Source organism: Plantactinospora sp. B24E8 (assembly GCF_039871735.1).
GTDB lineage: Bacteria > Actinomycetota > Actinomycetes > Mycobacteriales > Micromonosporaceae > Plantactinospora.
The window spans coordinates 19,352-45,545 of the sequence record NZ_JBDPMH010000047.1 but is presented as its reverse complement, the minus strand read 5'-3'; the positions used below and the strand labels follow the sequence as shown (position 1 = coordinate 45,545).

At 71.0% G+C, this 26,194-nt stretch carries 24 protein-coding genes; 13 read left to right on the top strand and 11 right to left on the bottom strand.

Going from position 1 to position 26,194, the window contains the following annotated elements; translation table 11 throughout:
* Nucleotides 1-76 precede the first annotated feature (76 nt).
* Nucleotides 77-1,069 (top strand): hypothetical protein, encoded by a 993-nt coding sequence (locus ABGB21_RS34625; protein ID WP_347681382.1) that lies wholly within the window; start codon nt 77-79, stop codon nt 1,067-1,069.
* A 1-nt stretch (nt 1,070) separates the two neighbouring features.
* Here ABGB21_RS34625 and murD read toward each other — a convergent pair whose 3' ends face one another.
* A complete protein-coding gene (gene murD, locus ABGB21_RS34620; protein ID WP_347681380.1) occupies nt 1,071-2,489 on the bottom strand; it encodes a UDP-N-acetylmuramoyl-L-alanine--D-glutamate ligase in 1,419 nt (472 codons plus the stop codon).
* 323 nt (nt 2,490-2,812) lie between these two features.
* On the opposite strand from murD, the gene ABGB21_RS34615 reads away from it, so the two are divergent.
* Genes ABGB21_RS34615 through ABGB21_RS34605 form a run of 3 tightly spaced genes read left to right on the top strand, consistent with a single transcriptional unit; the run spans nt 2,813 to nt 7,330 of the window.
* Nucleotides 2,813-3,514, top strand: coding sequence for a helix-turn-helix domain-containing protein (locus tag ABGB21_RS34615; RefSeq protein ID WP_347681378.1), 702 nt, complete (start codon nt 2,813-2,815; stop codon nt 3,512-3,514).
* A 34-nt stretch (nt 3,515-3,548) separates the two neighbouring features.
* A complete protein-coding gene (locus tag ABGB21_RS34610; protein ID WP_347681376.1) occupies nt 3,549-5,282 on the top strand; it encodes an ABC transporter ATP-binding protein in 1,734 nt (577 codons plus the stop codon).
* The gene (locus ABGB21_RS34605; RefSeq protein WP_347681374.1) at nt 5,279-7,330 is read left to right on the top strand and encodes an ABC transporter ATP-binding protein; all 2,052 of its coding nucleotides are present in this window, start codon (nt 5,279-5,281) and stop codon (nt 7,328-7,330) included. Before ABGB21_RS34610 ends, ABGB21_RS34605 begins: the two co-directional genes overlap by 4 nt.
* A gap of 83 nt (nt 7,331-7,413) precedes the next feature.
* Here the strand turns inward: ABGB21_RS34605 and ABGB21_RS34600 are convergent, their stop codons facing one another.
* On the bottom strand, nt 7,414-8,136 hold the full coding sequence (locus ABGB21_RS34600; RefSeq protein WP_347681372.1) for a DUF1330 domain-containing protein: 723 nt from the start codon (nt 8,134-8,136) through the stop codon (nt 7,414-7,416).
* Between the two features lie 136 nt (nt 8,137-8,272).
* On the opposite strand from ABGB21_RS34600, the gene ABGB21_RS34595 reads away from it, so the two are divergent.
* The 3 genes from ABGB21_RS34595 (at nt 8,273) to ABGB21_RS34585 (ending at nt 11,645) form a co-directional block, all read left to right on the top strand.
* Nucleotides 8,273-9,076: a helix-turn-helix transcriptional regulator gene (locus ABGB21_RS34595; RefSeq protein ID WP_347656812.1), complete on the top strand. Its 804-nt coding sequence runs from the start codon at nt 8,273-8,275 to the stop codon at nt 9,074-9,076.
* 250 nt (nt 9,077-9,326) lie between these two features.
* A complete protein-coding gene (locus ABGB21_RS34590) occupies nt 9,327-9,548 on the top strand; it encodes a hypothetical protein (RefSeq protein WP_347681370.1) in 222 nt (73 codons plus the stop codon).
* Between the two features lie 324 nt (nt 9,549-9,872).
* On the top strand, nt 9,873-11,645 hold the full coding sequence (locus ABGB21_RS34585) for a serine hydrolase (protein ID WP_347681368.1): 1,773 nt from the start codon (nt 9,873-9,875) through the stop codon (nt 11,643-11,645).
* 101 nt (nt 11,646-11,746) lie between these two features.
* Here ABGB21_RS34585 and ABGB21_RS34580 read toward each other — a convergent pair whose 3' ends face one another.
* Together ABGB21_RS34580 and ABGB21_RS34575 are read right to left on the bottom strand one after the other, a co-directional pair.
* Nucleotides 11,747-11,941, bottom strand: a complete 195-nt coding sequence (locus tag ABGB21_RS34580; protein ID WP_347656797.1) for a DUF397 domain-containing protein — start codon at nt 11,939-11,941, stop codon at nt 11,747-11,749.
* Nucleotides 11,932-12,705 (bottom strand): helix-turn-helix transcriptional regulator, encoded by a 774-nt coding sequence (locus ABGB21_RS34575; RefSeq protein WP_347681366.1) that lies wholly within the window; start codon nt 12,703-12,705, stop codon nt 11,932-11,934. Before ABGB21_RS34575 ends, ABGB21_RS34580 begins: the two co-directional genes overlap by 10 nt.
* A gap of 289 nt (nt 12,706-12,994) precedes the next feature.
* Here ABGB21_RS34575 and ABGB21_RS34570 point away from each other — a divergent pair, with 289 nt between their 5' ends.
* The 3 genes from ABGB21_RS34570 (at nt 12,995) to ABGB21_RS34560 (ending at nt 14,315) form a co-directional block, all read left to right on the top strand.
* Complete coding sequence (locus ABGB21_RS34570) at nt 12,995-13,288, top strand: hypothetical protein (RefSeq protein WP_347656794.1); 294 nt, start codon at nt 12,995-12,997, stop codon at nt 13,286-13,288.
* 13 nt (nt 13,289-13,301) lie between these two features.
* Entirely contained in the window at nt 13,302-13,667 is a 366-nt protein-coding gene (locus ABGB21_RS34565; protein ID WP_347681364.1) for a hypothetical protein, read from the top strand.
* A gap of 162 nt (nt 13,668-13,829) precedes the next feature.
* Entirely contained in the window at nt 13,830-14,315 is a 486-nt protein-coding gene (locus ABGB21_RS34560; protein WP_347681362.1) for a DinB family protein, read from the top strand.
* A 166-nt stretch (nt 14,316-14,481) separates the two neighbouring features.
* On the opposite strand, the gene ABGB21_RS34555 is transcribed toward ABGB21_RS34560, so the two are convergent.
* The 5 genes from ABGB21_RS34555 to ABGB21_RS34535 form a co-directional block, all read right to left on the bottom strand.
* Complete coding sequence (locus tag ABGB21_RS34555; RefSeq protein WP_347681360.1) at nt 14,482-15,108, bottom strand: hypothetical protein; 627 nt, start codon at nt 15,106-15,108, stop codon at nt 14,482-14,484.
* 43 nt (nt 15,109-15,151) lie between these two features.
* Nucleotides 15,152-15,646 (bottom strand): DinB family protein, encoded by a 495-nt coding sequence (locus ABGB21_RS34550; RefSeq protein ID WP_347656786.1) that lies wholly within the window; start codon nt 15,644-15,646, stop codon nt 15,152-15,154.
* Between the two features lie 104 nt (nt 15,647-15,750).
* Nucleotides 15,751-16,881 (bottom strand): SMP-30/gluconolactonase/LRE family protein, encoded by a 1,131-nt coding sequence (locus ABGB21_RS34545; protein ID WP_347681358.1) that lies wholly within the window; start codon nt 16,879-16,881, stop codon nt 15,751-15,753.
* Nucleotides 16,882-17,033: 152 nt separating this feature from the next.
* On the bottom strand, nt 17,034-17,681 hold the full coding sequence (locus ABGB21_RS34540; protein ID WP_347656782.1) for a response regulator transcription factor: 648 nt from the start codon (nt 17,679-17,681) through the stop codon (nt 17,034-17,036).
* Entirely contained in the window at nt 17,669-19,216 is a 1,548-nt protein-coding gene (locus ABGB21_RS34535; protein ID WP_347681356.1) for a sensor histidine kinase, read from the bottom strand. The genes ABGB21_RS34540 and ABGB21_RS34535 overlap by 13 nt, the downstream gene beginning before the upstream one ends.
* A 334-nt stretch (nt 19,217-19,550) precedes the next feature.
* Between ABGB21_RS34535 and ABGB21_RS34530 the strand changes: the two genes are divergently transcribed.
* Nucleotides 19,551-20,165, top strand: coding sequence for a lytic polysaccharide monooxygenase (locus tag ABGB21_RS34530; RefSeq protein ID WP_347681354.1), 615 nt, complete (start codon nt 19,551-19,553; stop codon nt 20,163-20,165).
* A gap of 89 nt (nt 20,166-20,254) precedes the next feature.
* Here ABGB21_RS34530 and ABGB21_RS34525 read toward each other — a convergent pair whose 3' ends face one another.
* The gene (locus ABGB21_RS34525) at nt 20,255-21,925 is read right to left on the bottom strand and encodes a DUF885 domain-containing protein (protein ID WP_347681352.1); all 1,671 of its coding nucleotides are present in this window, start codon (nt 21,923-21,925) and stop codon (nt 20,255-20,257) included.
* A 138-nt stretch (nt 21,926-22,063) separates the two neighbouring features.
* Here ABGB21_RS34525 and ABGB21_RS34520 point away from each other — a divergent pair, with 138 nt between their 5' ends.
* Nucleotides 22,064-23,038, top strand: coding sequence for a DMT family transporter (locus ABGB21_RS34520; RefSeq protein ID WP_347656774.1), 975 nt, complete (start codon nt 22,064-22,066; stop codon nt 23,036-23,038).
* 24 nt (nt 23,039-23,062) lie between these two features.
* Here ABGB21_RS34520 and ABGB21_RS34515 read toward each other — a convergent pair whose 3' ends face one another.
* A complete protein-coding gene (locus ABGB21_RS34515; protein ID WP_347656772.1) occupies nt 23,063-24,136 on the bottom strand; it encodes a PHP domain-containing protein in 1,074 nt (357 codons plus the stop codon).
* 187 nt (nt 24,137-24,323) lie between these two features.
* Between ABGB21_RS34515 and ABGB21_RS34510 the strand changes: the two genes are divergently transcribed.
* Nucleotides 24,324-26,171 carry a M48 family metallopeptidase gene (locus tag ABGB21_RS34510; protein WP_347681350.1) on the top strand — a complete coding sequence of 616 codons (1,848 nt, stop codon included), beginning with the start codon at nt 24,324-24,326 and terminating at the stop codon, nt 26,169-26,171.
* Nucleotides 26,172-26,194 lie beyond the last annotated feature (23 nt).

Below are 26,194 nucleotides of genomic sequence, written 5' to 3'. Positions count from 1 at the left end.
GGGGGCGGGCCCGCGGCTCGCTTTTTCCGGGGTGTGCGCCGCCCTGGGCGCGCGGCGGTGAGAGGGAAGGACACGGGTGACCCGCTACGAACCGGTGCCGCTGCCGACGGGGGCGGCGGAGGCGTCCCGCGCCGAGGTGACGGCCGGGGTGGTCGGCTGGGTCTGCGCGCCGCCGCTTCGCGACCTGGTCGCCGCGTTCGGCGGTGGGCTGCCGGACCGACTGCCGCCGGCGGAACTGCTCGAATGGCTCGACGGCTTCTCGGCGGTGTACTGGGACTTCCGCAGCCGGTCCGGCTCGGTGGAGCGGGACGAGATAAACGTCTCCGAGTTGCCGCCGGAGACCGTCGAGCTGGTCGGGGCGGCGGCCACCGCGCTCGGCCTGGTCGAGCCGCGTCCCGCCCCGACCCACCGGTACGACCACCTGCTTGTCCTCGGCGGGCTGGCCCGCTCCTGCCTGCACCGGACAGCGTACGCGGCCGAGCTGGTCCGCGGCGGCGACGTGACGGTCGACGAGGTCGCCGCGCTCGGCAGTTTCCGCCCGCTGCGGCCGGCCGAGACTGCGGACCTCGACCTGCCGGAGAGCCCCGGCGCCCCGCTCGGCTACGAGGTGGACGTGATGGACGTCGGCATCCGCCTCGGGTTCGGGTACGCCGAGCCGGCCGAGGAGCGGGCGTCGACCGGCCCGATCACCCACCATTCCTGGGCGGTCCGCAGCTACCGGCCGGCGGACGGGCCGCCGGTGCACGTACTGGCGGCGCCGTCGACCGAGCCGGAGAGCCGACGGGCGCACACCTCGGACACGTACCACTTCTGGGCCGACGAGGTACGACCGGCGGCCGGGGACCGGGTCCTGGTGGTGACCTCGCAGCTCTACGTGCCGTTCCAGCACTGTGACGCGGTCCGGTCGCTGCGGTTCGGTTACGGCTGTCGGGTCGACACGGTCGGCCTCGACCCGGCCCGCCTCGGCGCTACGGGTGGTACGGGGCCGCAGCGGTACGCCCCGCACCAGTACCTGCAGGAGATCCGCTCGACGGTCCGCTCGATGCGCAACCTGCTCGGCGCGGCCTGAGTCAGCCGGCGGTGTCGGTGATCGCCTGCCGGAAGACCCGGGACCGGTGGGCGAAGTTGTCGAACCGGCCGTAGCTGGGTGCCGCCGGGGACATCAGCACCACACCGCCGGCCGGGGTACGTTCGCGGCCGAGGCGTACCGCCTCGACCAGGTCGTCGGCGAGCACGGTGGTGATGGTGCCGAGGTCCTTGACCGCGTCGAGGATCCGGGGGCCACTGTCCGGGATGCCGATCAGGGTGGCGGTGACCTCGTGCTCGGCGAGGAACTCGCGCAGCGGCGTGTAGTCGACACCCCGGTCCTCGCCGCCGACGATCACCGTCAACGGCCGGTCCGCGTACGCCTCGATGGCGTGGATCGCCGACTGCGGGATCGTGGAGAGGGAGTCGTCGACGAAGGTGATCCCGGACGGGTCCTCGATCGGGGTGAGCCGGTGTTCCAGCGTCGGCAGGGTGGCCAGGGCGGCGGCGAGCCGGTCCCGTTCGGCGACGCAGTCGACGCCGACCGCCCGCAGTGCGGCGAGCGCGACGCAGAGGTTCCACCCGTTGTGCCGGCCGACGAGCCGCAGCGCGGTACGCGGGAAGAGCGGCTGGTCGCCGAGGCGTACCCAGTCGGTGCCGTCCGGGCCGGGGGCGACGTGGAACGGGTCGGCGGCGTCGGGTCGGCCCCCGGCAGAGTCGGCGGCGGAGCCGGCGGGAGCGCCGTCGACGCTGCCGGCCGGGACCAGGGGCAGTCCGGGGCGGGCCGCGAGTTCGCCGCGCAGCCGCTGGTCGTTGGCGTTGAACACGACGGCACCCGGGCCGTGCCCGACGAGGTTGAGTTTGTGCCGGTAGTACTCGGCCTCCCCGCCGGCCCAGTCGAGGTGTTCCGGGGCGAGCGAGGTGAGCACCGCGACGCCGGGCGAGTCGGTCAGGTCGGCGCACTGGTACATGGAGAGTTCGAGGACGTACCGGTCGGCGGGCGGCAGGTCGAGGACGGGGATGCCGATGTTGCCGCCCATCACGTTCGGCCGGTCGACCGCGCCGAGCAGGTGGCTGATCAGGTTTGTCGTGGTGCTCTTGCCCTTGCTGCCGGTCACGCCGACGGTGGCGGCGGCGTGTTCGGCCATCCAGAGCGCGGTGCCGCTGGTGATCGGGGTGCCGTGTTCGCGCAGGCGTACCACCCAGGGGTGGGTTTCGCCGATCACCGGGGACCGGACCACCACGTCGGCGGCGAGTAGGGCGTCGAGCGCGGCCGGGCCGGTGTGCAGGGGGGCGAGCTCGGCGAGCCGGCCGGTCCACGGGTTGGCCGCGTACGTCTCCCGGTCCATCACCGTGACCAGGTCGGCCGGCCCGACCGGGGCGATCGCGTTGACCGCGGCGACGCCCTCCCGGCCGGTGCCCCAGACGGCGACCCGACGACCGCGCAAGTCCGTCAACTGCACCCGACAACACCCCTGCCTGTCCGGTTCGACCCGCCGAAAAACCCTGGTACGCGCCCAAACTCTAGACGAGGACGTCCGGGGCACGTGGTGGTGACCGCGTACCCGCCGGACCCGGCTCTCCGGCCTGGATATCCCCGTTCGACGAGGTGCCGCACAGTCACCCTGGTGACTGTGCGGCACGGCGGCATGCGCGGGTGACACGTTCCGGTGGGGCCGCAGGGGTGTGATCCCCTCCACTGATCGGACACAAGCCAGGAAAATCGTTTGTGAGTGAGTCGCTCACTCACTACTGTTGCCGCCGTGCCTCACCAGGATCAGACGCCGTGACCGACCAGGATCAGACGCCACCGTCCGGCCGGGCCCGGCCGTTGCCGCCCGACGAACGCCGCGCCGCGCTGATCAACGCCACCCTGGAGTTGATCACCGAGCACGGGGTCAAGGTCACCACCCGGCAGATCGCCGAGGCGGCAGGGGTCGCCGAGGGCACGATCTTCCGGGTCTTCCCGCACAAGAGCGGGCTGGTCCAGGTGGCCGTCGAGACCGCGCTGGACCCGGCACCGCTGTTCGACGAGTTGGCCGAGCTGGACCTGACCCGCCCGCTGGAGGAGCGGCTCGTCGAACTCGCCGAGATCCTCCAACGACGACTGACCAAGATCTTTAATCTGCTGCACTCGGTCGGCATGCACGGGCCGCCGGACGACGACAAGGAGCGGGCCAGGCAAGGGGCGCCAGGGGAACCGCCGCGCCTCACCCCACCGAACGAGGAGATCCACCAGGCCATCAGCCGGGTGCTGGAGCCCGACCAGCACCGGTTCCGCTACCCGCTGTCCGAGGTCGCCCGGCTGCTCCGGCTGCTCGCCTTCGCCGGCTCACACCCCCGGATCACCGACCACAACCCGCTCAGCGCCGAGATGATCGCCGCCGTACTGCTCGACGGCGTACGCGACCACGACCCGGACCGCCGCGACCCGGACCAGCGCGCGGCGGACCACCAGCCAGACCCATCACAACCGGACCGGCGATGACCGGTCACCATGCCCTGACCACGGGGGTTCGTTCATGCTGACCCGACTACTACGGACCTATCTGCGGCCGTACGGCCGACCGCTCACCGCCGTGGTGCTGCTGCAACTCGTCGGCACCATGGCCTCGCTCTACCTGCCCAGCCTCAACGCCGACATCATCGACAACGGGATCGCCCGGGGCGACACCGGCTACATCGTCCGGATCGGCGGCTGGATGCTGCTGGTCAGCGCCGTCCAGATCGCCTGCTCGATCGCCGCGGTCTACTACGGTGCCCGGACCGCGATGAGCTTCGGTCGGGACGTACGGGCGGCGATCTTCCACCGGGTCGTCGGGTACTCCGCCCGCGAGGTCGGCCAGTTCGGCGCCCCGTCCCTGATCACCCGGAACACCAACGACGTGCAGCAGGTGCAGATGCTCGTCGTGGTCACCTGCACGATGCTCGTCGCCGCGCCGATCATGTGCGTCGGTGGCGTGATCATGGCGCTGAACGAGGACGTCGGGCTCTCCTGGCTGATGGCGGTCTGCGTACCGGTGCTGGTGCTGGCGATCGGCCTGGTGATCCAGCGGATGGTGCCGCAGTTCCGGCTGATGCAGACCCGGATCGACACGGTGAACCGGGTGCTCCGGGAGCAGATCACCGGCATCCGGGTGGTCCGGGCGTTCGTTCGGGAGCCGTACGAGACCGCGCGCTTCGACACCGCGAACCGGGACCTGACCGCGACCGCGCTGCGGGTCGGCCGGCTGATGGCGGTGGTCTTCCCGATCGTGATGCTGGTGCTCAACGCGTCCAGTGTCGCGGTGCTCTGGTTCGGTGCGCACCGGGTCGACAGCGGCGAGATCCAGATCGGCGCGCTGACCGCGTTCCTGAGCTACCTGATGCAGATCCTGATGTCGGTCATGATGGCGACCTTCATGGTGATCATGGTGCCCCGGGCGGCGGTCTGCGCCGAACGGATCACCGAGGTCCTCGACACCGACCCGTCGGTCGTCCCGCCGACCCACGGCGTCACCGAGGTGCCGGTCCGGGGCGAACTGGAGCTGCGCAACGTTCGCTTCCAGTACCCGGGCGCGGCCGAGCCGGTGCTGCGGGACATCTCGTTCACCGCCCGGGCCGGTCAGACCACCGCGGTCATCGGCAGCACCGGCGCCGGCAAGACCACCCTGATCTCCCTGGCCCCGCGCCTGTTCGACGCCACCGGCGGCACCGTCTACGTCGACGGCGTCGACGTCCGGGACCTCGACCCGGACCTGCTGTGGAACAAGATCGGGCTGGTGCCGCAGCGGCCGTACCTCTTCACCGGGACGATCGCCAGCAACCTCCGGTACGGCAACCCGGACGCGACCGACGAGGAACTCTGGACCAGCCTGGAGATCGCCCAGGCCCGGGACTTCGTCGAGGAGCTGCCGGAGCGGCTGAACGCCCCGGTCGCCCAGGGCGGCACCAACCTCTCCGGCGGGCAGCGGCAGCGGCTGGCGATCGCCCGCGCCCTGGTCCGCCGACCCGAGATCTACCTCTTCGACGACTCGTTCTCCGCCCTCGACCTCGGCACCGACGCCCGGCTGCGGGCCGCGCTGCGCCCGGTGACGGCGGACGCCGCGGTGGTGATCGTCGCCCAGCGGGTCTCCACCATCATCGACGCCGACCAGATCATCGTGCTGGAGGACGGGGCGGTGGTCGGCATCGGCCGACACGACGACCTGTTGGAGAGCTGTCCGACCTACCGGGAGATCGTCGACTCCCAGCTCACCGTGGAGGCCCTGTCATGAGCCAACCGACAAAGGCCCCCGGCCCGGCGGCCGGCAAGGCACCGTCCCGACTGCCGGGCGGTGGAGGCGGCGGCGGTGGCGGACCGCGCTGGATGGCCGCCGGGATGCCGGCGGAGAAGTCGATGAACTTCGGCCCGTCCGCGAAGCGGCTGCTCGGCCGGCTCCGGCCGCAACGGCTGCAGCTCGTCGCGGTGATCCTGCTCGCCGTGGTCAGCGTCGCCTTCAGCGTCGTCGGCCCGAAGATCCTCGGGCACGCCACCGACCTCATCTTCGCCGGCCTGATCGGCAAGCAGCTGCCGCCCGGCAGCACCCCCGAGCAGGCGGTCGAGGGCGCGCGGGCGGCCGGCAACGACGGCTTCGCCGACATGCTGGCCCGGATGACCGACCTGGTCCCCGGGGTCGGCATCAACTTCGGTCGGCTCGGTCAGGTGCTGGCCCTGGCGATGGCCCTCTTCCTCGCCGCCAGCCTGCTCTCCTGGTGGCAGGGCTACCTGCTCAACGGCATCGTCCAGCGGGCGATCCGGCAGCTGCGTACCGACGTGGAGGCGAAACTCAACCGGCTGCCGCTGCCGTACTTCGACGGCCAGCCCCGGGGTGAACTGCTCAGCCGGGTCACCAACGACATCGACAACATCGCGCAGAGCCTGCAACAGACCCTGAGCCAGCTGCTGGTCTCGCTGCTGACCGTGGTCGGCGTACTCGGGGCGATGTTCTGGATCTCGCCGCTGCTGGCGGTCGTCGCGCTGGTCGCGGTGCCACTGTCGGTGCTGGTCACCCGGGAGATCGCCAAGCGGTCGCAGAAGCAGTTCATCGCCCAGTGGCAGCACACCGGCGCGCTCAACGGCCAGATCGAGGAGGCGTTCACCGGTCACGAGCTGGTCAAGGTCTTCGGCCGGCAGCGGGAGGTCGAGGCGGCCTTCGCCGCCAAGAACGAGGAGCTCTACAAGGCCAGCTTCGCCGCCCAGTTCGTCTCCGGCATCATCATGCCGTCGATGATGTTCATCGGGAACCTGAGCTACGTGGCGATCGCGGTGATCGGCGGGCTGCGGGTCGCCTCCGGCTCGATGTCGCTCGGCGACGTGCAGGCGTTCATCCAGTACAGCCGGCAGTTCACCCAGCCGCTGACCCAGGTCGCGTCGATGGCGAACCTGCTGCAGTCCGGGGTCGCCTCGGCGGAGCGGGTCTTCGACGTCCTGGACGCCACCGAGCAGACCCCGGACCCGGCCGAGCCGGCCCGGGCGACCGAGCGGCACGGCCGGGTCGAGTTCGAGCAGATCTCCTTCCGGTACGAGCCGGAAAAGCCGCTGATCGAGGACCTGTCCCTGGTCGCCGAGCCGGGCCACACGGTGGCGATCGTCGGTCCGACCGGAGCCGGCAAGACCACCCTGGTCAACCTGGTGATGCGTTTCTACGAGCTGGACGCCGGCCGGATCACCCTGGACGGGGTCGACATCAGCACGATGCGGCGCGACGAGCTGCGCGGCCAGATCGGCATGGTGTTGCAGGACACCTGGCTGTTCGGCGGCACCATCCGGGACAACATCGCGTACGGCAACCCGGACGCGACCGAGGAGCAGATCGTCGAAGCCGCGAAGGCGACGTTCGTGGACCGGTTCGTCCGCTCCCTGCCGGACGGCTACGACACCGTCATCGACGAGGAGGGCAACAACGTCAGCGCCGGTGAGAAGCAGCTGATCACCATCGCCCGGGCGTTCCTGTCCAACCCGTCGCTGCTGATCCTGGACGAGGCGACAAGTTCGGTCGACACCCGTACCGAGGTGCTGCTGCAGCGGGCGATGGCGGCACTGCGGCAGGACCGGACCAGTTTTGTCATCGCCCACCGGCTGTCGACGATCCGGGACGCCGACCTGATCCTGGTGATGGAGAGCGGCCGGATCGTCGAGCAGGGTACGCACACCCAACTGCTCGCCGCCGAGGGCGCGTACCACCGGCTCTACCACGCGCAGTTCTCGCAGCCCGTGGTGGACGAGGAGGACGTGGTCGTACCGGCCGGGCCGCCGGTCGGCGCGATGCCCCGCCAGCGCTGACCGGCTGGGCTCCGGGCGCCTTCGTGCTCAGGGAGCGTTCGACATGTCCAGGCATGTCGAACGCTCCCTGAGTATGGCCGGCCTCACCCGAGACGGGTACGGAGGTCGGCCGCCATCTCGGCGCTGTCGTGGTCGGCGGAAACTCCCTCGACCAGAATCAGCTCGCCGGGCAGGTGTCGGGTCCGCAGCGGCTTGATCGCCTGGTAGGCAGCCGAGTCGTACCAGGAGCGGGCCCGGGCCAGGTCCGGAAACTCGATCATGACCACATCTCCGGGCCAGTCGCCCTCCCGTACGTCGACGCTGCCGCCATGGACGACGAACCGCCCCCCGAAGGGGTCGAGGGTGCCCTGGATGCGCTCCAGGTACTCCAACACGTCCGGGTGGACGGGTGCCCGGCGGAGGTGGGCGATCGCGTACGCGGGCGGCGGCTTCATCGCCGGCAGCGGGACCCGGTCGAGGAACCCGAGGACCTGGCTCAGCTGCCCGTTCCCGTCGGTGACCGCGACGTCGAACCCGACCACCAGCGGCTCGCCGTCGGCGGGCCCGAGCTGCCAGGTGAACCGGGCCTGGTTGTGGTGGCCGTCTACCGACCCGGCCAGCCGGAACACCAGGCCGGCGAACTGGCTCTGTACGGCGGCGATCGTGGCGTCGATCGCGTCCCGGCCCTCGGCGACGCCCATCGGGTCGACGTAGCGGCCGTCCTCCGCCCACAGTTCGTCGATGGCCCGGCGTCGCCGCTTCGGGTCGGTGTCGTTCCAGACGGCTATGTAACGCTCCGCCAGTTCGGCAAAGTCCGCAGCAGACACGGGAATCTCCTCTCGGTCCGGGCGGCATGATCACCGCCTCGGTACGACCGATGGTTGTCGCCGACCCGAGGACTGTCGATTACCTCGCAGGTAATGGGCTGGTGGCAGTGCCGTCCGTAGGGTTGGCACCATGGTCGTGAGGGGGACGGCACCGCCGGTCGGCGAGATCCTGCGTGGCTGGCGCCAGCGACGCCGGCTCAGCCAGCTCGAACTGTCGGTCGACACCGGCATCTCCACCCGGCATCTGAGCTTTGTCGAGACCGGTCGCGCGCGGCCGAGCCCGGAGCTGCTCCTCCGGCTGGCCGAGCATCTCGACGTGCCGTTGGCCGATCGCAACCGGATGCTGCTCGCCGGCGGGTACGCCCCGGCCTATCCGGAGCACGAGTTGGGTGACCCGCAGATGGCGTCGATCCGGGACGCCGTACGGCAGATTCTGCGGGCGTACGGCCCGAATCCGGCCGTGCTGGTCGACCGGCACTGGCATCTCGTCGAGGCGAACCCCGCGGTCGGCCTGTTCACCGCCGGCGCGGCCGATCGGCTGCTCACCCCGCCGGTCAACGTCCTGCGGCTGAGCCTGGATCCGGAGGGCATGGCGCCCCGGATCGTCAACCTGCCCGAGTGGCGTGCCCATCTCCTCGACCGGTTGCGCCGGCAGGTCGCGGCCACCGGGGACCCGCGACTGCAGGAGCTGTACGACGACCTCCGGCGCCTGCCCGGGGACGACGGGCCCGTGCCGGTGGAGAGCAGTGGCGGGATGGCCGATCTCCTCGTCCCGCTCCGCTACCGCCACGGTGACCGGGAACTGCGACTGCTGAGTACCACCACCGTCTTCGGCACCCCGCTCGACGTCACCGTCGCCGGACTGGCCATCGAGGGGTTCTTCCCCGCCGACCCCGGCACCGCCGACCTGCTCCGCGCCTTCGCCGACGGGGTGCAGTGACCGGGCCGGGCGAGGGGGAGATGCCGTGCGTGGGCGCGGCTGGAGTACCGACGCGCGGCCAGGTCTGCTGTGTTGACCGGCCGACGTCCCGTACGGTCTGGGCGAAGGCCCGGATGGGGTCGTTCTCCGACTCGGAGTGCCACATTAGGGCGTACCGCAGTGCGCTCAGGTCGCGGACCGGCAGGAAGGTGATGTCCGGCCGCGACCAGGGCTGCTGAAAGTCGCCCAGCATCTCCAACAGGGTCGATGTGTGCCGGGCGAGTTCATGGTCGGCCGCCACGCCCACGAACCGGGGTTCGACGAACAGGGTCGGGCCGACGGTGAGGTCGGACTCCTCGACCGGAAGCCAGGCGACGAGGACGTCGTACTCGCCACGGCGGAGCCCGGCGAACGGGTCGACGAAGGACGCAAACCGGAGGCGCAGTTTCCACTGCGGGTGGCGGGTCCGGAAGGCTTCCCAATCCGGCCGTAGGTCGTAGCCGTTGGTGGGCAGCATGCCGACGCGTAGCACGTGGGTGATGCCCTGGGCGGCCAGCTGGGCGCGTTCGAGCAGGCCCACAGCGAGCGGGGCGGCGTCCTGCCGTTCGTTCCCGAGCGATGGCGCCCGGCGCGGTGGCGTTCTCCGCCACCGTCCTGACGTCCGGTGACGCCATGTCAGAAGCCGCGTCAGCGGCATGACCGTCCGCTGTCAGGGCGGCGGACGATCGTAGCCCTCGTACACAACTCATCGACCGCAGCCAGGTTCACGCCCACCACATGCGTCCCCGCCAGGGGGACGGACCCTCAGGAGAGCACCATGCAGAAGTTCGACACCCCGACCCCGATCGCCGCCGTCCTGGACATCCCCGCAGGGCGGGTCCGGGTCGTCGCCACCGACCGGGCCGACACCACAGTCGAGGTCGCGCCCACGGACGCCTCGAAGAGCCGCGACGTGAAGGCGGCGGAGCAGACCACCGTTGAATACCGAGACGGCCTCCTGCGCATCGAGACCCCGACCCGGAACCAGATCATCGGCCCGTCCGGCTCCATCGAGCTGACGGTCTGTCTTCCCGCCGGGTCACGGGTCGAGGCCAAGGCGGCCGCCGCCGAGTTCCGCGTCGCCGGACGGCTCGGCGACGTCACCTTCGACGGTGCGCACGGCGCGGTCGAGCTCGACGAGGTCGCGAGCCTGCGCCTTGTCGCCCACGCCGGCGACATCTCGATTGGCCGCCTGGGCGGCCCGGCGGAGATCAGCACCCAGAAGGGCGACATCCGGATCGCCGAGGCGGTGCGCGGCACGGTCGTGCTGCGCACCGAGTACGGCGCGATCTCGATCGGCGCTGCCCACGGGGTCTCGGCCACCCTGGATGCCGGCACTTCCTCCGGCCGGATCCGCAACACGCTGAGAAACAGCGAAGGCGCCACCGCCCAACTCGACATCCGTGCCACCACCAGCTACGGCGACATCACCGCCCACAGCCTCGCGGCCGACGACGCCGGGCAGGAACGTCCGGAACTGCACCAGATCCTGAAGGACTTCGTCGACGCCGGGTTCGGCAGTGTGGAGATGCGTATCCACGACGAGCAGGGCGACTGGACCGGCCGCGCGGGGGTGAACAAGCTGGGGGACACCGCCGAGCCGCCCGCGAACGGGCAGGTCTGGGCGGGCAGCGTCGCCAAGCCGTTCACCGCGACCCTGGTGCTCCAGTTGGTGGCCGAGGGCAGGCTCGGGCTGGACAACCCGGTGGCCGACCACCTACCCGAACTCGGCCTGGACGAGCGGATCACGGTACGGATGCTGCTGCGGCACACCAGCGGGTTGTACAACTACACCGGCGAGCCCGAGGCGGACGGGACGTTCGTGATGGGACTCCCCTCCCAGGGCAAGGAGTGGGTGGACAACCGGTTCCACACCTATCGGCCCGAGGAGCTGATCCGGTTCGCACTGGCCAAACCGGCGAGGTTCGAGCCGGGCACCGACCAGAGCTACTCCAACACCAACTACACCCTGGCCCTGCTGCTGATCGAGAAGGTCACCGGCCGGTCGTACGCTGAGGAAATGCAGCGGCGGATTCTCGGCCCGCTCGGGATGTCGGACACCGTGGTGTCGGCCACCTCGCCGGACCTGCCCGGGCCGCACGCCCACGGCTACTACCGTTACCAGGACGCCGGCGAGTGGAAGGTGACGGACGTCAGCCGTCAGAACCCCTCCCTGTTGGCCGGCGCCGGTGACCTGATCTCGACCGCCAAGGACCTCGGCACCTTCATCTCCGCGCTGCTGGGCGGCAAGCTGCTGCCGGCCCCGCTGCTGGCCGAGATGCTCACTCCGCACGGCAAGTTCAACCTCGGCCTGGGGCTGTGGGTGCAGGACCTGGGCCCGGGCAATGGTGTCATCGTCCACCACAACGGCGGTGCGCCCGGCGGCTACGGGGCACTGATGATCAGCACGCCCGACGGCCGCAAGACGCTGACCGCCTCGCTGACCACCAGGGACCTCGACCCGGCAACCGTGTTCCCCCAGGCACTGGCCGGACTGATCCAAGCGGTGTTCTGCGCCGACCAGCCGGAGATCGTCCAGAAAGCTTGTTGATGCTCCAGCGGGGATCCAGGTGGCCGGTATGCGGACACCTGGATCCCGCGCGGTGGGTTGGAGCCGTCTACCTGGCCGCCGGCCAAACCCTCACCCTCGGGTCAGTGGTGCTGGCGGGCGAGGTCGACGAAGTTGCGCCAGGCGGCGGGTGTGAAGGTGAGCGACGGGCCGGCCGGGTCTTTGCTGTCCCGGACCAGGATGTGGCCGGGCAGGTTGTCGGCGACCTCGACACAGTCACCGCCCTGGCCGTTGCTGCGGGAGGACTTCCGCCAGCGCGGCATGTTGCTCAGCTCCATGACTCCGCCGCTTCCATGAGCAGTTCGAGGGACGCTTGTCCGGGTAGAGCGTACCCACGGATCGCCTCCCAGGCCTCCTCCAGCGCGGTCACCCGCTCCTGATCCTCGATCACGTGGCCGTCCAGCGGATCGTCGAGGAAGGCGACGGTGCGACCCTGCACGGTGGCCAGCGCCAGCGGCCCGTTCAGCCCGGGATAGGCGCCCACCGAGGCCGGCACCACCACCACGCTGACGTTCGGTCGGGCGCACGCCTGCACGATCGCGTGCAACTGGTCGGCCATCACCTTCGACCCGCCGACCGGGCGCCGCAGCACCGCCTCGTCGAGCACGGCGAAGAGTCGGCACTGGTCCTGCTCGCGGCGCAGGATCTCGGCCCGGGCGAGCCGCTCGGCGACCTTCACCTCGACGTCCGGCACCCGGGTGCCGGCGTCCCGCAGCACCGCCCGGGCGTACTCCTCGGTCTGCAGCAGCCCGGGAACCACCGCCAACTGGAAGCTCCGGACCATCGTGGCGTGCTGCTCGTAGTCCAGCCAGGGTTGGAACCAGGCGGTGTCCGGGGCGAAGGCGCGGGCCTCCGCCGCCGACTCCTGGAACGTGTCACCGGCGTCGAAGACCACGTCGAGCTTGCGGGCCGTGTCCGACTGTGGCACCAGCCGGTTCGTCTCGAACTTGGCGATCAGCGAGGTCGAGACGTTCAGCCGCTGGGCGAGCTGATCCTGGGTCAGCCCGGCCTTGGTCCGGGCGAACTTGAGGATTCTTCCCATTCCTCCGTAGTGAATCGACATTCCTGCTCCTTCCCCGTGATTCAGCCGAACTGTCACCTTCGCTGCTGATCGTTTATATTCCGCCACTCTGGGTGCAGAGTCCAGGGTGGATATCGACGGAGTTGATGAGGTCCAACCCGCCGGGCGGTGGCGTTCCCCCCGCGTACCCCGCCCGTGGACCGGGTCGTGCTCCGTCGACGGGGACCGCCCACCGGCGGCGCCCGCCCGTACGGGCGCGGGCGGTCCCCGTACCCCACAGATCCGTGCGAACTGGCGGCGAGGTGACACCGTGCGACCACACCGACGAGACTGGCGACGACTCTGGCGGTACTGCTGGTGCGGGCTGCGCTGGACGTGCCCGGACGTGGCACCCGTCGTACCGATGCCGTTCAACCCCGACCCCGGCGGGGCGCGGAACCAACGGACGGTGCACGACCGGCCCGCCGCCAACGGGCCGGCCGGCTCTCGCGGGTGGAACCAGCGGAGCGCCTGGAACGGCCCGACCTGGTTCGGCCACCGGGTCGGCCGGGCCGGCGCGCTGACCCCGGCCCAGCATTCCCGCACCGGCGACAACCGCGGCTGACGGGCGGCCCGGCATGACAACCCCGGAACGCCCCGGCGTCGAGCACACTCCCCGACGCCCCACCTGGACCTGCCGGGTCTGCGAGACGGCGTGGCCGTGCGACACCGCCAAGGCGACCCTGCGGGTCGAGTACCGGCTCGACCCGCTCGCGCTCTTCGTCTACCTCGGCCTCTGCCTGCAGGAAGCGGCCGGGGACCTGCACCGGCTCCACCCGAACCCGGGACCGGACCCGGCCGAGCTGCACGCCCGGTTCATCGCCTGGGTCCCGGTGGCCCGGATGGTCCGGCGGGCACTGCTGCTCCGGGCGTACACCGGCTGCTTCCCGCCACCCCCGACCGACGGGTACGGAGGCCGGCGGACCACCGACAGCGGCGGATAGGCTGCCGCCCCGCCGGCCGTCGTCGACCGCCACGACAGCGGGTTTGTCTGTCCATCAAAGACTGTCGGCGCCGGCTGTTAGCGTGCGCCGCGCCGGGTCCGACTCGTCGTCGGTCCCGATGACCGGATCTCCGGAAGAGACGTCGAGAGGGTGTGGGATCAGGTGGACGACGCCGAAAAGCAGACGCTGCTGATGTTCCTGGAGGCGCAACGCAGCAGCGTACTGGCGATTATCGACGGCCTGGAGGTGGAAGCCCTGACCAAGTCCGTCGTGCCCTCGGGGTGGACCCCGCTGGGTCTGATCGAACACCTCAGTCACGCCGAACGGCACTGGTTCCAGAAGATCGTCGCCGGCTCCCTGGATCCGATGCCCTGGCCCGACGACGATTGCGCGCCGCTGACCACTCCGCGACCGCCGGACGTCGTGCTCGGCTTCTATCAGGCGCAGTGTGCCCGATCCAACGAGATCGCCGCCGCCACACCGTTGGACGCTGCCCCACGCAACCGGCACCCCGGCGACCTCGGGGACGAGATCACCGACCTGCGCCGGGTCATCCTGCACATGATCGAGGAGACCGCCCGGCACGCCGGTCACCTCGACATCGCCCGGGAGCTGCTCGACGGCAAGACCGGGCTGGGGCCCCGGTAACGCGGGTGGTCTCCGGTACTGCCCGGGTCCCGGAAACCACGATACGACCGTGAGCGTCATGCCTCAGAGTCATGAATATGCCGCTCAGGCATGACACCCGGACGAGAGACAACTCCCAGGGTGGCGGTCGCCGATGCCGGACCCCAGGGGTCGCCGATGCCGGACCCTAGCGGTCGGAGACACCGGCCAGGTGGTCGGCGAGGACGAAGCCGGCACCGCACTCGGAACAGCTGAACCGGCCGAACAGGCGGGTCAGGGCGGCGGCAACCGACTCCCGGCCCGCCTGAACAGCCTCGGCGTGCAACCGGCGGGCCAACTCCGAGGGCAGGCCGGGTTCGATCACCGCGTGCCCGCGCCGCAGGTCGACCAGCAGTTCCTCGTCGCAATCGGGGCACTGGACGTCGACCTCGCCGGCGTTGACGCGGTCGAGTTCCCTGCCCCAGATCTCGTCACCGTCGAAGCCGGCCACCGCCTGCTGAAGCTGGACGAACATGTCGTCGGTGGAGGCGACTGACAGGCACTCCACCGCAAGCGCCCGTAGGGCCGCGACCTGGTCGGCATAGACCGCACGGTCTGCGTCGGTGGCGTCGAGCGCGATGAAACCGGCGAGGACCACCGCCCGTTCCCGGTCCCTCGGGGCGAAGGCGGCGCAGGTCCGGGCCAGCCAGGGCAGCAGAGCCGCGCTGGCCGGGGCGAAGCTGCCCTGGTCACCCGACTCCCGCCAGATCCGGTCCCAGGCCGGTGACGTCGGGTCGGTTGCCGCCGAATCCAGGACCTCCGGAGCGATCGTCACGGCCGGAGCCTGGGACTGTCCGGCCGTCCGGATCCCGGACGTGTCACCGGCTCAGGATCTGCTCGCGCAGGATGTCCGCGTGCCCGCAGTGCTGGGCCAGCTCACGCAGTACGTGCAGGTACACCCAGCGCAGCGGCAGCGGGCCGCGCCGGTTGCCGGGCAGCACGTCGTCCAGCCCGAGCGACGAGGTCGCCCGGCGGGAGTCCGCACACGCCTCCCGGTACGCCGCCTGGATGCTCGCGATGGTGTCGTCGTCGGTCAGGACGAAGGACTCGTCCGGGGTCGCCGGGATGCCGATCTCGGCCCGCGACCGGCAGGTCACCGCCTCGTCGAACCAGACCTTCTCGACGACCGTGGCGTGCTTGACCAGGCCGAGCAGCGTGGTCCGGGAGGGGACCAGGGACTGCCGCGCCTGCTCCTCGGTCAGCCCGTCCAGGCAGTCGTGCAGTGCCCGACGGTGCTCGTCGACGAACGCTTCGAACTGAGTCTGAAGAGGCTGGTGGACGTCTTCGGCGAACGTGGTCGGCAGTGAGGACACCCGCAGAGCGTGCCAGGAACCGTGTCGCCGGAGCAACTCGTTGAGCTGCCGTCCGCCGTACCATGCCCGACCTTCCGGTCGCGGGACGGAAGTCGCGGGACGGACTAGACGGCCGGCGGCGACATGACCCGGATCCGGTTCCCGGTGAGCGAGCCGAGCAGCCAACGGCCCTGGTACGGCACCACGTTCGCCACGGCGGGCCGGGCGGCGACGATGTGCCGGACCACCTCGCCGGCCTCGGTGAGCACCAGGATCGAGCCAGGTTGCGGGTTGTCCTCGTCGACCAGCATCGACTGTGGCAGTCGTACGGCGAGGTGACGCGCCCAACCCGACGGCAGCACGTACCGGTCGAGTGCCGGCACCCGGTCGTACATCGCCAGCAGCAGGGTGCCGTCTGTGTCGCGGGTGAAGCCGTCCGCCACGCCGGGCAATCCGTCCATCAGGACGTCGGAGCTGCCGGCCCGGCCGCCGCCGAGCCAGTACCGCGTGATCCGGTACCGGGTGGACTCGGCCACCAGCACCGCCGCCCCGTCGTTGGTGACGACCACGCCGTTCGGGAAATACAGCCCGGTCAACAGCTCCGTGGTCCGTAGGGTGGCCGGCTCGTAGCGCAGCAACCGGCCATGTGGACGTCCTTCGAGGAAGTCGTACAGGGCGTACGAGGACACGTCGCCGAGCGCGGCCCGGTGGTGTTCGGCGCTCGCGTCCGAGAAGTAGACCGTGCCGTCGGCGGTGACCGCGACGTCGTTCGCGAACCGGATCGGCGTCCCGCCGGCCGTCCCCGCCAGCAGTGTCACCTCACCAGTGGGCGAGACGGACTGCAGGCCGACGCCGTGGTTCGCCACGATCAGGTGCCGGTCCGGGGCGAACACCAGGCCGAGCGGCCGGCCGCCGACGGTGGCGAACACCTCCATCCGCCCGTGGTCGGGATCCACCCGCAGGATTCGCCCCTGACGGTCGCCGGTGTACACCCGCCCCGCCGTGTCCACGGCCAGGTCCTCCGGACCGTCCACAACCTCGTCGACCAGGGGCGCGATGCCTGCCGCCGCCACACCGTCGATTTTCTCCGACGGTACGGCGAAGCCCGCGACCGGATCCCACGCCACGGGCTCGAACGGCTCCACCGGCGGGTCACGGAACACCACGAAACCGGTCACCAGCACGACGAGCAGTACGACGAACGCCGTCACGCCGATGACCAGGAGCTTCAACGGTCGCCTCAATCGCGTACGCACCCGGCCGAGATTGCCGCCGCGAGTCGCGTGGGAGATGTTCACGGGCCGATTCTTCGGCGCTGGTGTGCTGCCGAGAAGCCGGACAGCACCCATCAGCCACCGGGGAGGCACCCGGTGCGTGGTGCGGCTGCCCACACCCCGGCGCGCGTCGTTCAGGCGTTCAGGAAACGCAGCACCGCGAGGACCCGGCGGTGGTCGTCCGGCCGGGCCGGCAGGCCGAGCTTGGCGAAGATGCTCGTGCAGTGCTTCTCCACGGTCCGTTCGGCGATGCCGAGCCGCTGGGCGATGGCCTGGTTCGCCCGGCCCTCCGCCATGAGCGCGAGGACGGCCCGTTCCCGCTCGGTCAGCACCCGCAGCGGATCATCGGCGTCGGCGCGCCGCCCGACGAGTTGGTCGATGACGATCGGATCGAACGCCGACCCGCCGGCGCCCACCTGGCGTACCGCGGTGGCGAACTCCGCGAGATCGGACACCCGGTCCTTGAGCAGGTAGCCGACGCCCCGGGCCCCGCCGTCGAGCAGTTCCACGGTGTAGCTGACCCGGACGTACTGGGAGAGCACCAGTACGCCGGTCCCCGGGTGCCGCCGCCGGATCTCCCGTGCCGCGCGCAGGCCCTCGTCGGTCCGGGTGGGTGGCAGCCGGATGTCGACGAGGGCAACGTCCGGGCGGTGCCGGGCCACGTCGGCGAGCAGCGCGTCCGCATCGGCCACACGGGAGACCACCGCGAATCCGGCCTCGGTGAGCAGCCGGGCGACGCCCTCACGCAGCAGGGTGTTGTCCTCGGCGATCACGACTCGCACGGCAGTACCGCCTCCACCCTGGTGCCGCCACCGGGCGGGCTGGTCAGGGTCAGCCTGCCACCGTTGTTGCGGGCCCGCTCCGCGATCCCGCGCAGCCCGGTGCCGGCCGCGGTGTCCGCCCCGCCCCGGCCGTCGTCGACCACCTCGACGGTCAACCGCCCGGTGTCCGCGTCGATCCGTACCTCGGCCCGACCGGCATCGGCGTGCTTGGTGACGTTCGCCAGCGCCTCGGCGACCACGTAGTACGCCGTTGTCTCCACCGACGCGGGCGGCGGGGCGGCGAGCCGGACGCGCAGCGACACCGGCACGGGTGTCAGTGCCATCAGCTCCCGGACCGCGCCCTCCAGACCCCGCTCGGTCAGCACCGGCGGGTGGATGCCCTGCCCGATGGCCCGTAGCTCACCCAGCACCGCGAACGCGGTACCCCGGGCCTCGGTGATCAGCGCGCGGGTCCGCTCCGGGCGCTCATCGAGGGCCGCGTCGGCCAGGCCCAGCACGAGCGGGATCGAAAGAAGCCGCTGCTGGACGCCGTCGTGCAGGTCTCGTTCCAGCCGCCGCCGTTCGTCCTCGGCCGCCCGCAGAACGCGATTCCGGGATTCGGCCACCTCGCGCAGCCGGGCGCGGAGGTCGGCGGTCAGGCGTTCGTTCTCCAGCGCCAGCGCAACGGCCGCGCACGCCGCGTCGACCAACTCGGGGTTGTCCAGCAGCGTGCGGTCGTGCACCAGAAGGGCGAGTGGCTCGCCGTTGCGGTCTATCCGGGTAACCGCGGCCCCGGCGTCCGGCGGCAGGTCGTGGCCGTCCAGGTCCACGTACCGGTCCACGCCCGGCACCCGGTACGTGACGCGCAGTGTCGGATCGTGCAACGTCTCGGCCAGCGCCCGCTGAATGCTGGGCGTCCCGGCCCCGGCACCGAGCCGGACCACCAGATCCGCGACCCCCGCCCGGTCCATCCGGCCTCGGAGCAGCGTGCCCAGGCAGGCCACCGGGATCGCGGCGAACGCCAACGGTGTGACGGCGGTGAGGTACGGGATCGGTGCGCCGGCGATCATCGCCGGCTTCACCACCACGAACAGCGTCGTCGCCAGCAGTGCCGCACCCGTCACCGGGGCGAGCAGACGCCGCTGCGTCACCGTGCCCCGACGCCACCGGGCCGCCTGCACCGCGATCACCGCGCAGCCGCTGAGCACCGCACCGACGGTGCCGGCGCCGGCTGCGACGCCGGGCGACGCCGGCACCAGCGCCTGGAGCAGCCCGGTCATCGCGGCGCTCAGGTATGCCAACCCGGCCGCCGCCCGGGCCGCCGGGCCGATCAACCGGCCGGACGGGAACGCCAGCATGACGTGTGCGAGGACCGCGACCCAGAGCCCGCCGACCAACCGGTCAATGCCGTCGGGGACCGGCAGTCGTGCCAGCGTCCACAGCAGACCCACGGCGACGAGGAGCGGTCCGGACCGGTTGCGCGGACGGACGTACCAGATCACGGAGCCGGCGGCCACGAAACTCGACGCGACGACGACTACGAATGCGGCTGACACCCGACCAGGATGACACCCCGCAGCTCGGGCATCCGCGAGGTCGTCGCGGAGGAACCGGCCGAACTCGGCCGGCCCGCTGACCGCAGACTGACGGAGTTTCATTACCTCTGACGTAGGTATAGTCGGATATCGCTGCCTTGGTAGGCTCGGCCCAGCCTGGCCGGCTCCGATATTAATAGACGGTTATTGATGTTTCGGTCCGTAGGTGTAACACTTGTGGAAAGCGCTCCCATGCCGATCATGAGTACCTGAGAACGGAGGATGTACTGTGCTTCCACGTAAGCCCGATCAATCCGGCCGGCGATCCCGGTCGGCCGTACGGCAGCCCCTCCGCGTGCTTGCCCTGCTGCTCGCCATGGTGGTCGGCATGCTGCCCTGGTCCGGCGTCGCCCAGGCCCACGGCACCATCATCAACCCGCAGTCCCGCCAGTACCAGTGCTGGAAGGACTGGGGCAACAACCACATGAACCCGGCCATGCAGCAACAGGACCCCATGTGCTACCAGGCCTTCCAGGCCAACCCGGACACCATGTGGAACTGGATGAGCGCGCTGCGGGACGGCCTCGGTGGGCAGTTCCAGGCCCGCACCCCGGACGGGCAGCTCTGCAGCAACGGCCTCTCCCGCAACAACAGCCTGAACCGGGCCGGACAGTGGAAGGCGACCAACATCAGTCGCAACTTCACCGTCCAGCTGTACGACCAGGCCAGCCACGGTGCCGACTACTTCCGGGTCTACGTCAGCAAGCAGGGGTTCAACCCCACCACCCAGACCCTCGGGTGGGGCAACCTCGACTTCATCACGCAGACCGGGCGGTACGCGCCGGCGCAGAACATCTCGTTCAACGTCTCGACCAACGGCTACACCGGACGGCACATCGTGTTCGTCATCTGGCAGGCCTCGCACCTCGACCAGGCGTACATGTGGTGCAGTGACGTGAACTTCAGCTGATCGGCATCACCGACAGCGGTACCACTCCGGCCCAGGACATCCCGTCCTGGGCCGGAGCGTTTTGACGTTCTGTCGACGTACCCGACGGGTCAGAGCCGGGCGAGCGCGGCCTTGAGTGGGTCGAGACCGATCGAGCCCAGGTCGAGCGCGGCCCGGTGGAACTCCTTCAGGTTGAAGTCGGCACCCTTGCGGGCCTGCGCGTCCGCCCGGGCCTGCAACCAGATCCGCTCACCGATCTTGTACGACGGCGCCTGCCCCGGCCAACCCAGGTAGCGGTTCAGCTCGAAACGCAGGTTCTCGTCCGGCAGTCGGCAGTGCCCCCGGAGGAACTCCCAACCCAGCTCCGGCGTCCACACCTCACCCGGGTGGAAACCGAACGGGTTGTCCTTGGGGATCTCCAACTCCAGGTGCAAACCGATGTCGACGATCACCCGGGCGGCCCGGAACGCCTGCCCGTCGAGCATGCCGAGCTTGTCACCCGGATCCTCCAGGTAACCCAGTTCGTCCATCAGCCGTTCCGCGTACAGTGCCCAGCCCTCGCCGTGCCCGGACGACCAGGAGAGCAGCCGCTGCCAGCGGTTGAGCAGGTCGGCCCGGACCTGGGTCTGGGCCACCTGCAGGTGGTGCCCGGGCACCCCCTCGTGGAAGACGGTGGTCACCTCGCGCCAGGTGGAGAACTCGGTGATGCCCTGCGGCACCGCCCACCACATCCGACCCGGACGGGAGAAGTCCTCACTCGGGCCGGTGTAGTAGATCGCCCCGTCGCTGGTCGGCGCGAGGCAGCACTCGATCCGGCGTACCTGTTCGGGAATGTCGAAGTGGGTACCGTGCAGGTCGGCGATCGCCTTGTCGGCCAGCGCCTGCATCCAGTCCCGGAACGCCTCCTTGCCCTGGATCTGCCGGGCCGGGTCGGCGTCCAGCGCGGCGACCGCCTGGTCGACGCTGGCGCCCGGGCCGGCGATCCGGGCGGCCACCGCCCGCATCTCGGCCTCCAACCGGGCCAGCTCCGCGAACCCCCAGGCGTACGTCTCGTGCAGGTCGACCTTGGCGCCGAGGAAGTACTGCGAGGCGAGCTGGTAGCGCTCCAGCCCGGCGGCCTGCTTCTCCCGGCCCCGGGGCGCGAGTTCGTCGCGGAGGAACCGACCGAACTCGGCGGTGGCGGCGGTCGCCGCCGCGGCCGAACGGCGCAGGTCGGCGGTGAGCGCGTCACCGGCGGTCAGGCTCTCGACCAGGTTGTGGAAGAAGTTGTCGCCGTCCGGGTCGGTCCAGACGTCGCACTGCTTGGCGACCTCGACGATCTGGGCGCGGGAGCTGACGTGCCCGGCGTCGGCGGCACTCGCCAGCGTCGTCTTGTACGCCTGCAGCGCGCCGGAGAACTGGCCCAGCCGGGCGGCGATGTTGCTGACCGCCTCCTCGCCCTCGGTCGGCATCAGGTCGAAGACCTGGCGCAGTTCGTGCAGCCCGCTCTCGATGACGTTCAGTTCGCTGGTCACCTCGCCGGCGTCGTACCGGGCCAGTTCCAGACCCAGCCGCTCCTGCATCGCCTCCTTGGCGGTCCGTTCCGCCTCGGTGTCCGGCTCGGTGGCGTCGAGTGTGGCGAGGGTCCGCCGGGTCAGGTCGGCCTGGGCGGCGTAACCCTCCGGGGAGAAGTCACCGAGTTGGTCGTCGTATCCCTTGATGCCGGCGTACGTCGCACCGGTCGGGCTCAGTCGGGCCCAGTCGTCGACGTACCGGTCGGCCAGCTCGTTGATTCGTCCCACGGTCCCGACCCTACGTGATGACCGCCGACTCCCTCATCCGTGTTACCGCCGTCCGGTGTCGGCGTGGTGGGTGTGGTCTCCGACACCGGGCCCGGAAGTCGCGCGACACCGTCGTACGGCTCGGGCAGAGTGTCAGGGGTGACTGCCGCTGCCACTCCTGACAGAGTTCCCTCCCGGGCCTGGTTGCCCGGCTTTCTTGTCCTGGCTGCGATCTGGGGCTCCAGCTTCCTGTTCATCAAACTCGGGGTCCGGGAGATGCACCCGCTCTACGTCACCCTCGGCCGGGTCGCCACCGGCGCGCTGACCCTGCTGGTGGTGCTGGCACTGCTGCGCGACCGGCTGCCCCGCGACCCGAAACTCTGGCTGCACCTCACCGTCTTCGCGGCGATCGGCATCGCCGTGCCGTTCACCCTCTTCGGCTACGGGGAGCAGCGGGTCTCGTCGATGCTCGCCGGCATCTGGAACGCCACCACGCCGCTGATCGTGCTGCCGTTGGCGGTGCTGGTGTTCCGGACCGAGCGGATGACGTTGCGCCGCAGCGTCGGGCTCGGGCTGGGCTTCGTCGGCGTACTGGTGGTGCTCGGGGTGTGGCAGGGGCTCGGCGGTGCCCAGTTCACCGGGCAGCTGATGTGTTTCGGCGCGGCGGCCTGCTACGGCGTCTCGATTCCGTACCAGAAGCGGTTCATCGCCGGCGGGACCGAGTCCGGGCTGGCGCTCTCCGCCGCCCAGCTGCTGATGGCGACCGCGCAGCTCGCGATTGTCGCGCCGCTGGTGGCCGGGGCCCCGCCGGTGCCGACCCGGCTCTCCGCCGAGGCGATCGCCAGTGTGCTGACGCTGGGCGCGCTCGGTACCGGCCTGGCCTTCGTGATCAACATGCGGAACATCCGGCTGGCCGGGGCGAGTACGGCCTCCACCGTCACGTACGTCATTCCGATCTTCGCGGTGCTGATCGGGGTCGTCGCGCTGCGCGAGCATCTCGCCTGGTACCAGCCGGTCGGGGCGGCGATCGTGCTGGCCGGGGTGGCGGTCTCCCAGGGACTGCTGGGCCGCAGCCGTCCCCGGGCGCAGGCCCGGGCGGCGGCCCCCGAACCGGTCCCGTCAGCCCGGCGCTGAGCCCGCCGGCACCGGATCGGGCGGTCAGCCGGCGTGCGAGCCGGTCCAGTCGAGCAGGCCCTCCGCCGACCACGTGTTGACCACCCGATCCGCCGGTACGCCGCACCGCGCCGCCCGGTCGCAGCCGAAGCGCTGCCAGTCGAGCTGACCCGGCGCGTGCGCGTCGGTGTTGATCGCGAAGAGACAGCCCGCCTCCACCGCCAGCCGGATCAGCCGCTTCGGCGGATCCTGCCGCTCCGGCCGGGAGTTGATCTCCACGGCCTTGCCGTGTTCGGCACACGCGGCGAAAACCGCGTCGGCGTCGAAGTCGCTCTCCGGCCGGGTCCGGGCCCGGTGCCCCCGGTCACCCGGGCCGGTCACCCCCGGCGGGCGGGCCGCGACCATCCGGCCCGTGCAGTGCCCCAGGATGTCCAGGTGCGGGTTGCCGACCGCGGTCACCATCCGCCGGGTCATCCGGCGGCGCTCGTCCCGCAGCTTGCTGTGCACCGAACCGACCACCACGTCCAGCCGGGCCAGCAACTCCTCGTCCTGGTCGAGTGAACCGTCCTCCAGGATGTCGACCTCGATCCCGGTCAGGATCCGAAACCCCTCCGGCAGTGCGTCGTTGACCGCGGCGACCCGGTCGAGCTGCTCGCGTAGCCGGGCCGCGGTCAGGCCCCGGGCCACGGTCAGCCGGGGCGAGTGGTCGGTCAACGCCAGGTACTCGTGACCGAGCTCGACCGCGGCGAGCGCCATCTCCTCGATCGGCGAACCCCCGTCCGACCAGTCCGAATGGGTGTGACAGTCGCCCCGCAACGCGGCCCGCAGCGCGGTCGCGGTCTCGTCCAGGTCGAGCCCCTCGGTGGCCAGCAGCCGGCGCAGGTAGACCGGTTCCTCGCCGCGCAGCGACTCGGCGACCGTCCGGGCGGTCACGTCACCGACCCCGGCCAGCTCGGTCAGCGTCCCCGCCTCCGCGCGGGCGACCAACTCCCCGGCGGGCAGGCCGGCCAGGGTCGCGGCCGCCGACCGGAAGGCCCGGACCCGGTACGTCGCCTCGTTGGCACGCTCCAGCAGAAAGGCGATCCGGCGCAGGTCGGCGACGGGGTCCCGGGCGGTCATACCGACACCGTAGCCACCGGACCTCCGCCGCGCACGGTACGCAGGCTGGTCGGACGGCTGATCCAGGTCCAGCCGTAAGAGGTTTGCGCACTGATGATCATCGTCGTAATGTCCCTGCGCCGTCCTCTGATCAGGGCGGTGACCGCGCCGTGACCCGGTGCGGGAGACAGAAACGGGGGAGGACAGGATGTCCGCGACTTTCCGTGCCCTGGCGTCGGTGGTGATGCTGGCCGGGTTCTACGTCGTCGCGCTGCTCCAACTGGGCGCCGCGCTGGCACTGGTGGTCTGGCTCGTCACGGTGATACCCGGGCTGCTGGCGGTGAAGCTCACCCTGCCGCTCATCGCCGCCTCGGGCGGCGCCGTCCTGGTCGCGCTCTGGAAGGCGGTCCGGAGCAAGCCCGAGCCGCCGCACGGGCTGCCGCTCGGCCCGGACCGGGCGCCGGAACTGTGGCGTACGGTGCACGAACTGGCCAACGTGGTGGGAACCCGTACGCCGGACGAGATCCGGCTCGTGCCCGAGGTCAACGCGGCGGTCAGCGAGGACACCAAACTGCTCGGCCTGGTCGGCGGCCGGCGCATCCTCTACATCGGACTGCCACTGCTCCAGGCGATGAACCTCGACCAGATCCGGTCCGTCCTCGCCCACGAGCTGGGGCACTACTCCGGCCGGCACACCCGGCTCGGCGGCGTGGCGTACCGGGGACGGCTGGCGATCGGCGGCACCATCGGCCGGATCGGCCCCCGCAACCCGGTCGGCTACGTCTTCCGCGGCTACGCCCGGCTCTACCTGCTGGTCGACAACGCGGTCTCCCGGCGTCAGGAACTGGAGGCCGACCAGGCCTCGGTCCAGGTCGCCGGCCGGGACGCGGCCGCGTCCGCGCTGCGGGAACTGCCGGTGCTCGACGCCGCCTGGGGCTTCTTCCACACCCGGTACGTGCAGCCCGGCTGGTCCGCCGGGTACCTCCCCGACGATCTCTTCGGCGGCTTCGCCGAACTCGTCGCCGCCCGGGCCGAGGAACTGGCGAAGCTGCGGGCGAACGAACCGGAGGAGACCGGCTCCCGGTGGGACACCCACCCGCCGATCGGCGAGCGGATCGCCGCCATCGCCGCGATGCCCGACAACCCCGCCGCCTCGGACGACCGACCCGCCGGCATCCTGCTGCCCGACCTCGGCACCGCCGGCCGCCAGCTGCAGGAACTGGTGGTCGAGGCCGGCGACCGGACCCGACTGCCCTGGCCGGAGTTCACCCACGCGATGGTCGCCGCCGGGATGCAGCGAATGGCGGACAACGTCTACCGGGCGCTGGGCCGGTTCACCGGTACGGAGGACCCGGGCCTGCCGGTCCTGCTCGAACTCGTCGAGTCGCGCCGGTTCCCCGAGTTCGCCGAGCAGCTCTTCCCCGACCACACCCGCAAGGAGGCGGTCGGTGAGTTCGTCGACGTGATGGACACCCTGCTGGTGAACGCGGCGGCCACCGCCGGTGCGGCGCAGTGGCGGCACTCCTGGTCCGAACCGGCCCGGCTGGTCGGGCGGGACGGCGAACCGCTCGACCTGACGGAGATCGCCGCCCTGGCGGTCCGCCCGGAGACCCTGCCCGAGGCGCTCGCCCGGCTCGCCGCGCTCGGCATCGACCCGGAGCAGGGTCGGATCGTGCAGCGGCGGGCCAGCGCCGACGGCTCCCGGCTGCTGGCCGGACTGGCGAACATCAAGGTCGACGGGGTGGAGCACGACATCCTGGTGCTCAACCGTGGGCTCGTCCTGATCGGCGGCCCGGGCAAGGCGGACAAGGGCACCAAGCGGCTCCAGGAGCTGGTCAGTTCGGTTCCGGTCGCGGAGCTGGCCGGTCGGCACCAGTTCCTGCCGTTCGAGGAGTTCACCGGCGCGGCCGTGCAGAAGCAGGTGCCGTTGAAGGCCCAGATCGCGCTGCACGACGGTCGCACGATCACCCTGCACGAGCAGTGGTCGAGCGAACTGTTGGAGAAGAAGAGCCGGGACACCCTGCTGGAGGCGCTGCAGACGGTCGCCCAGCGGTAGCGGGAACGCCGTCCGGCCCGGAC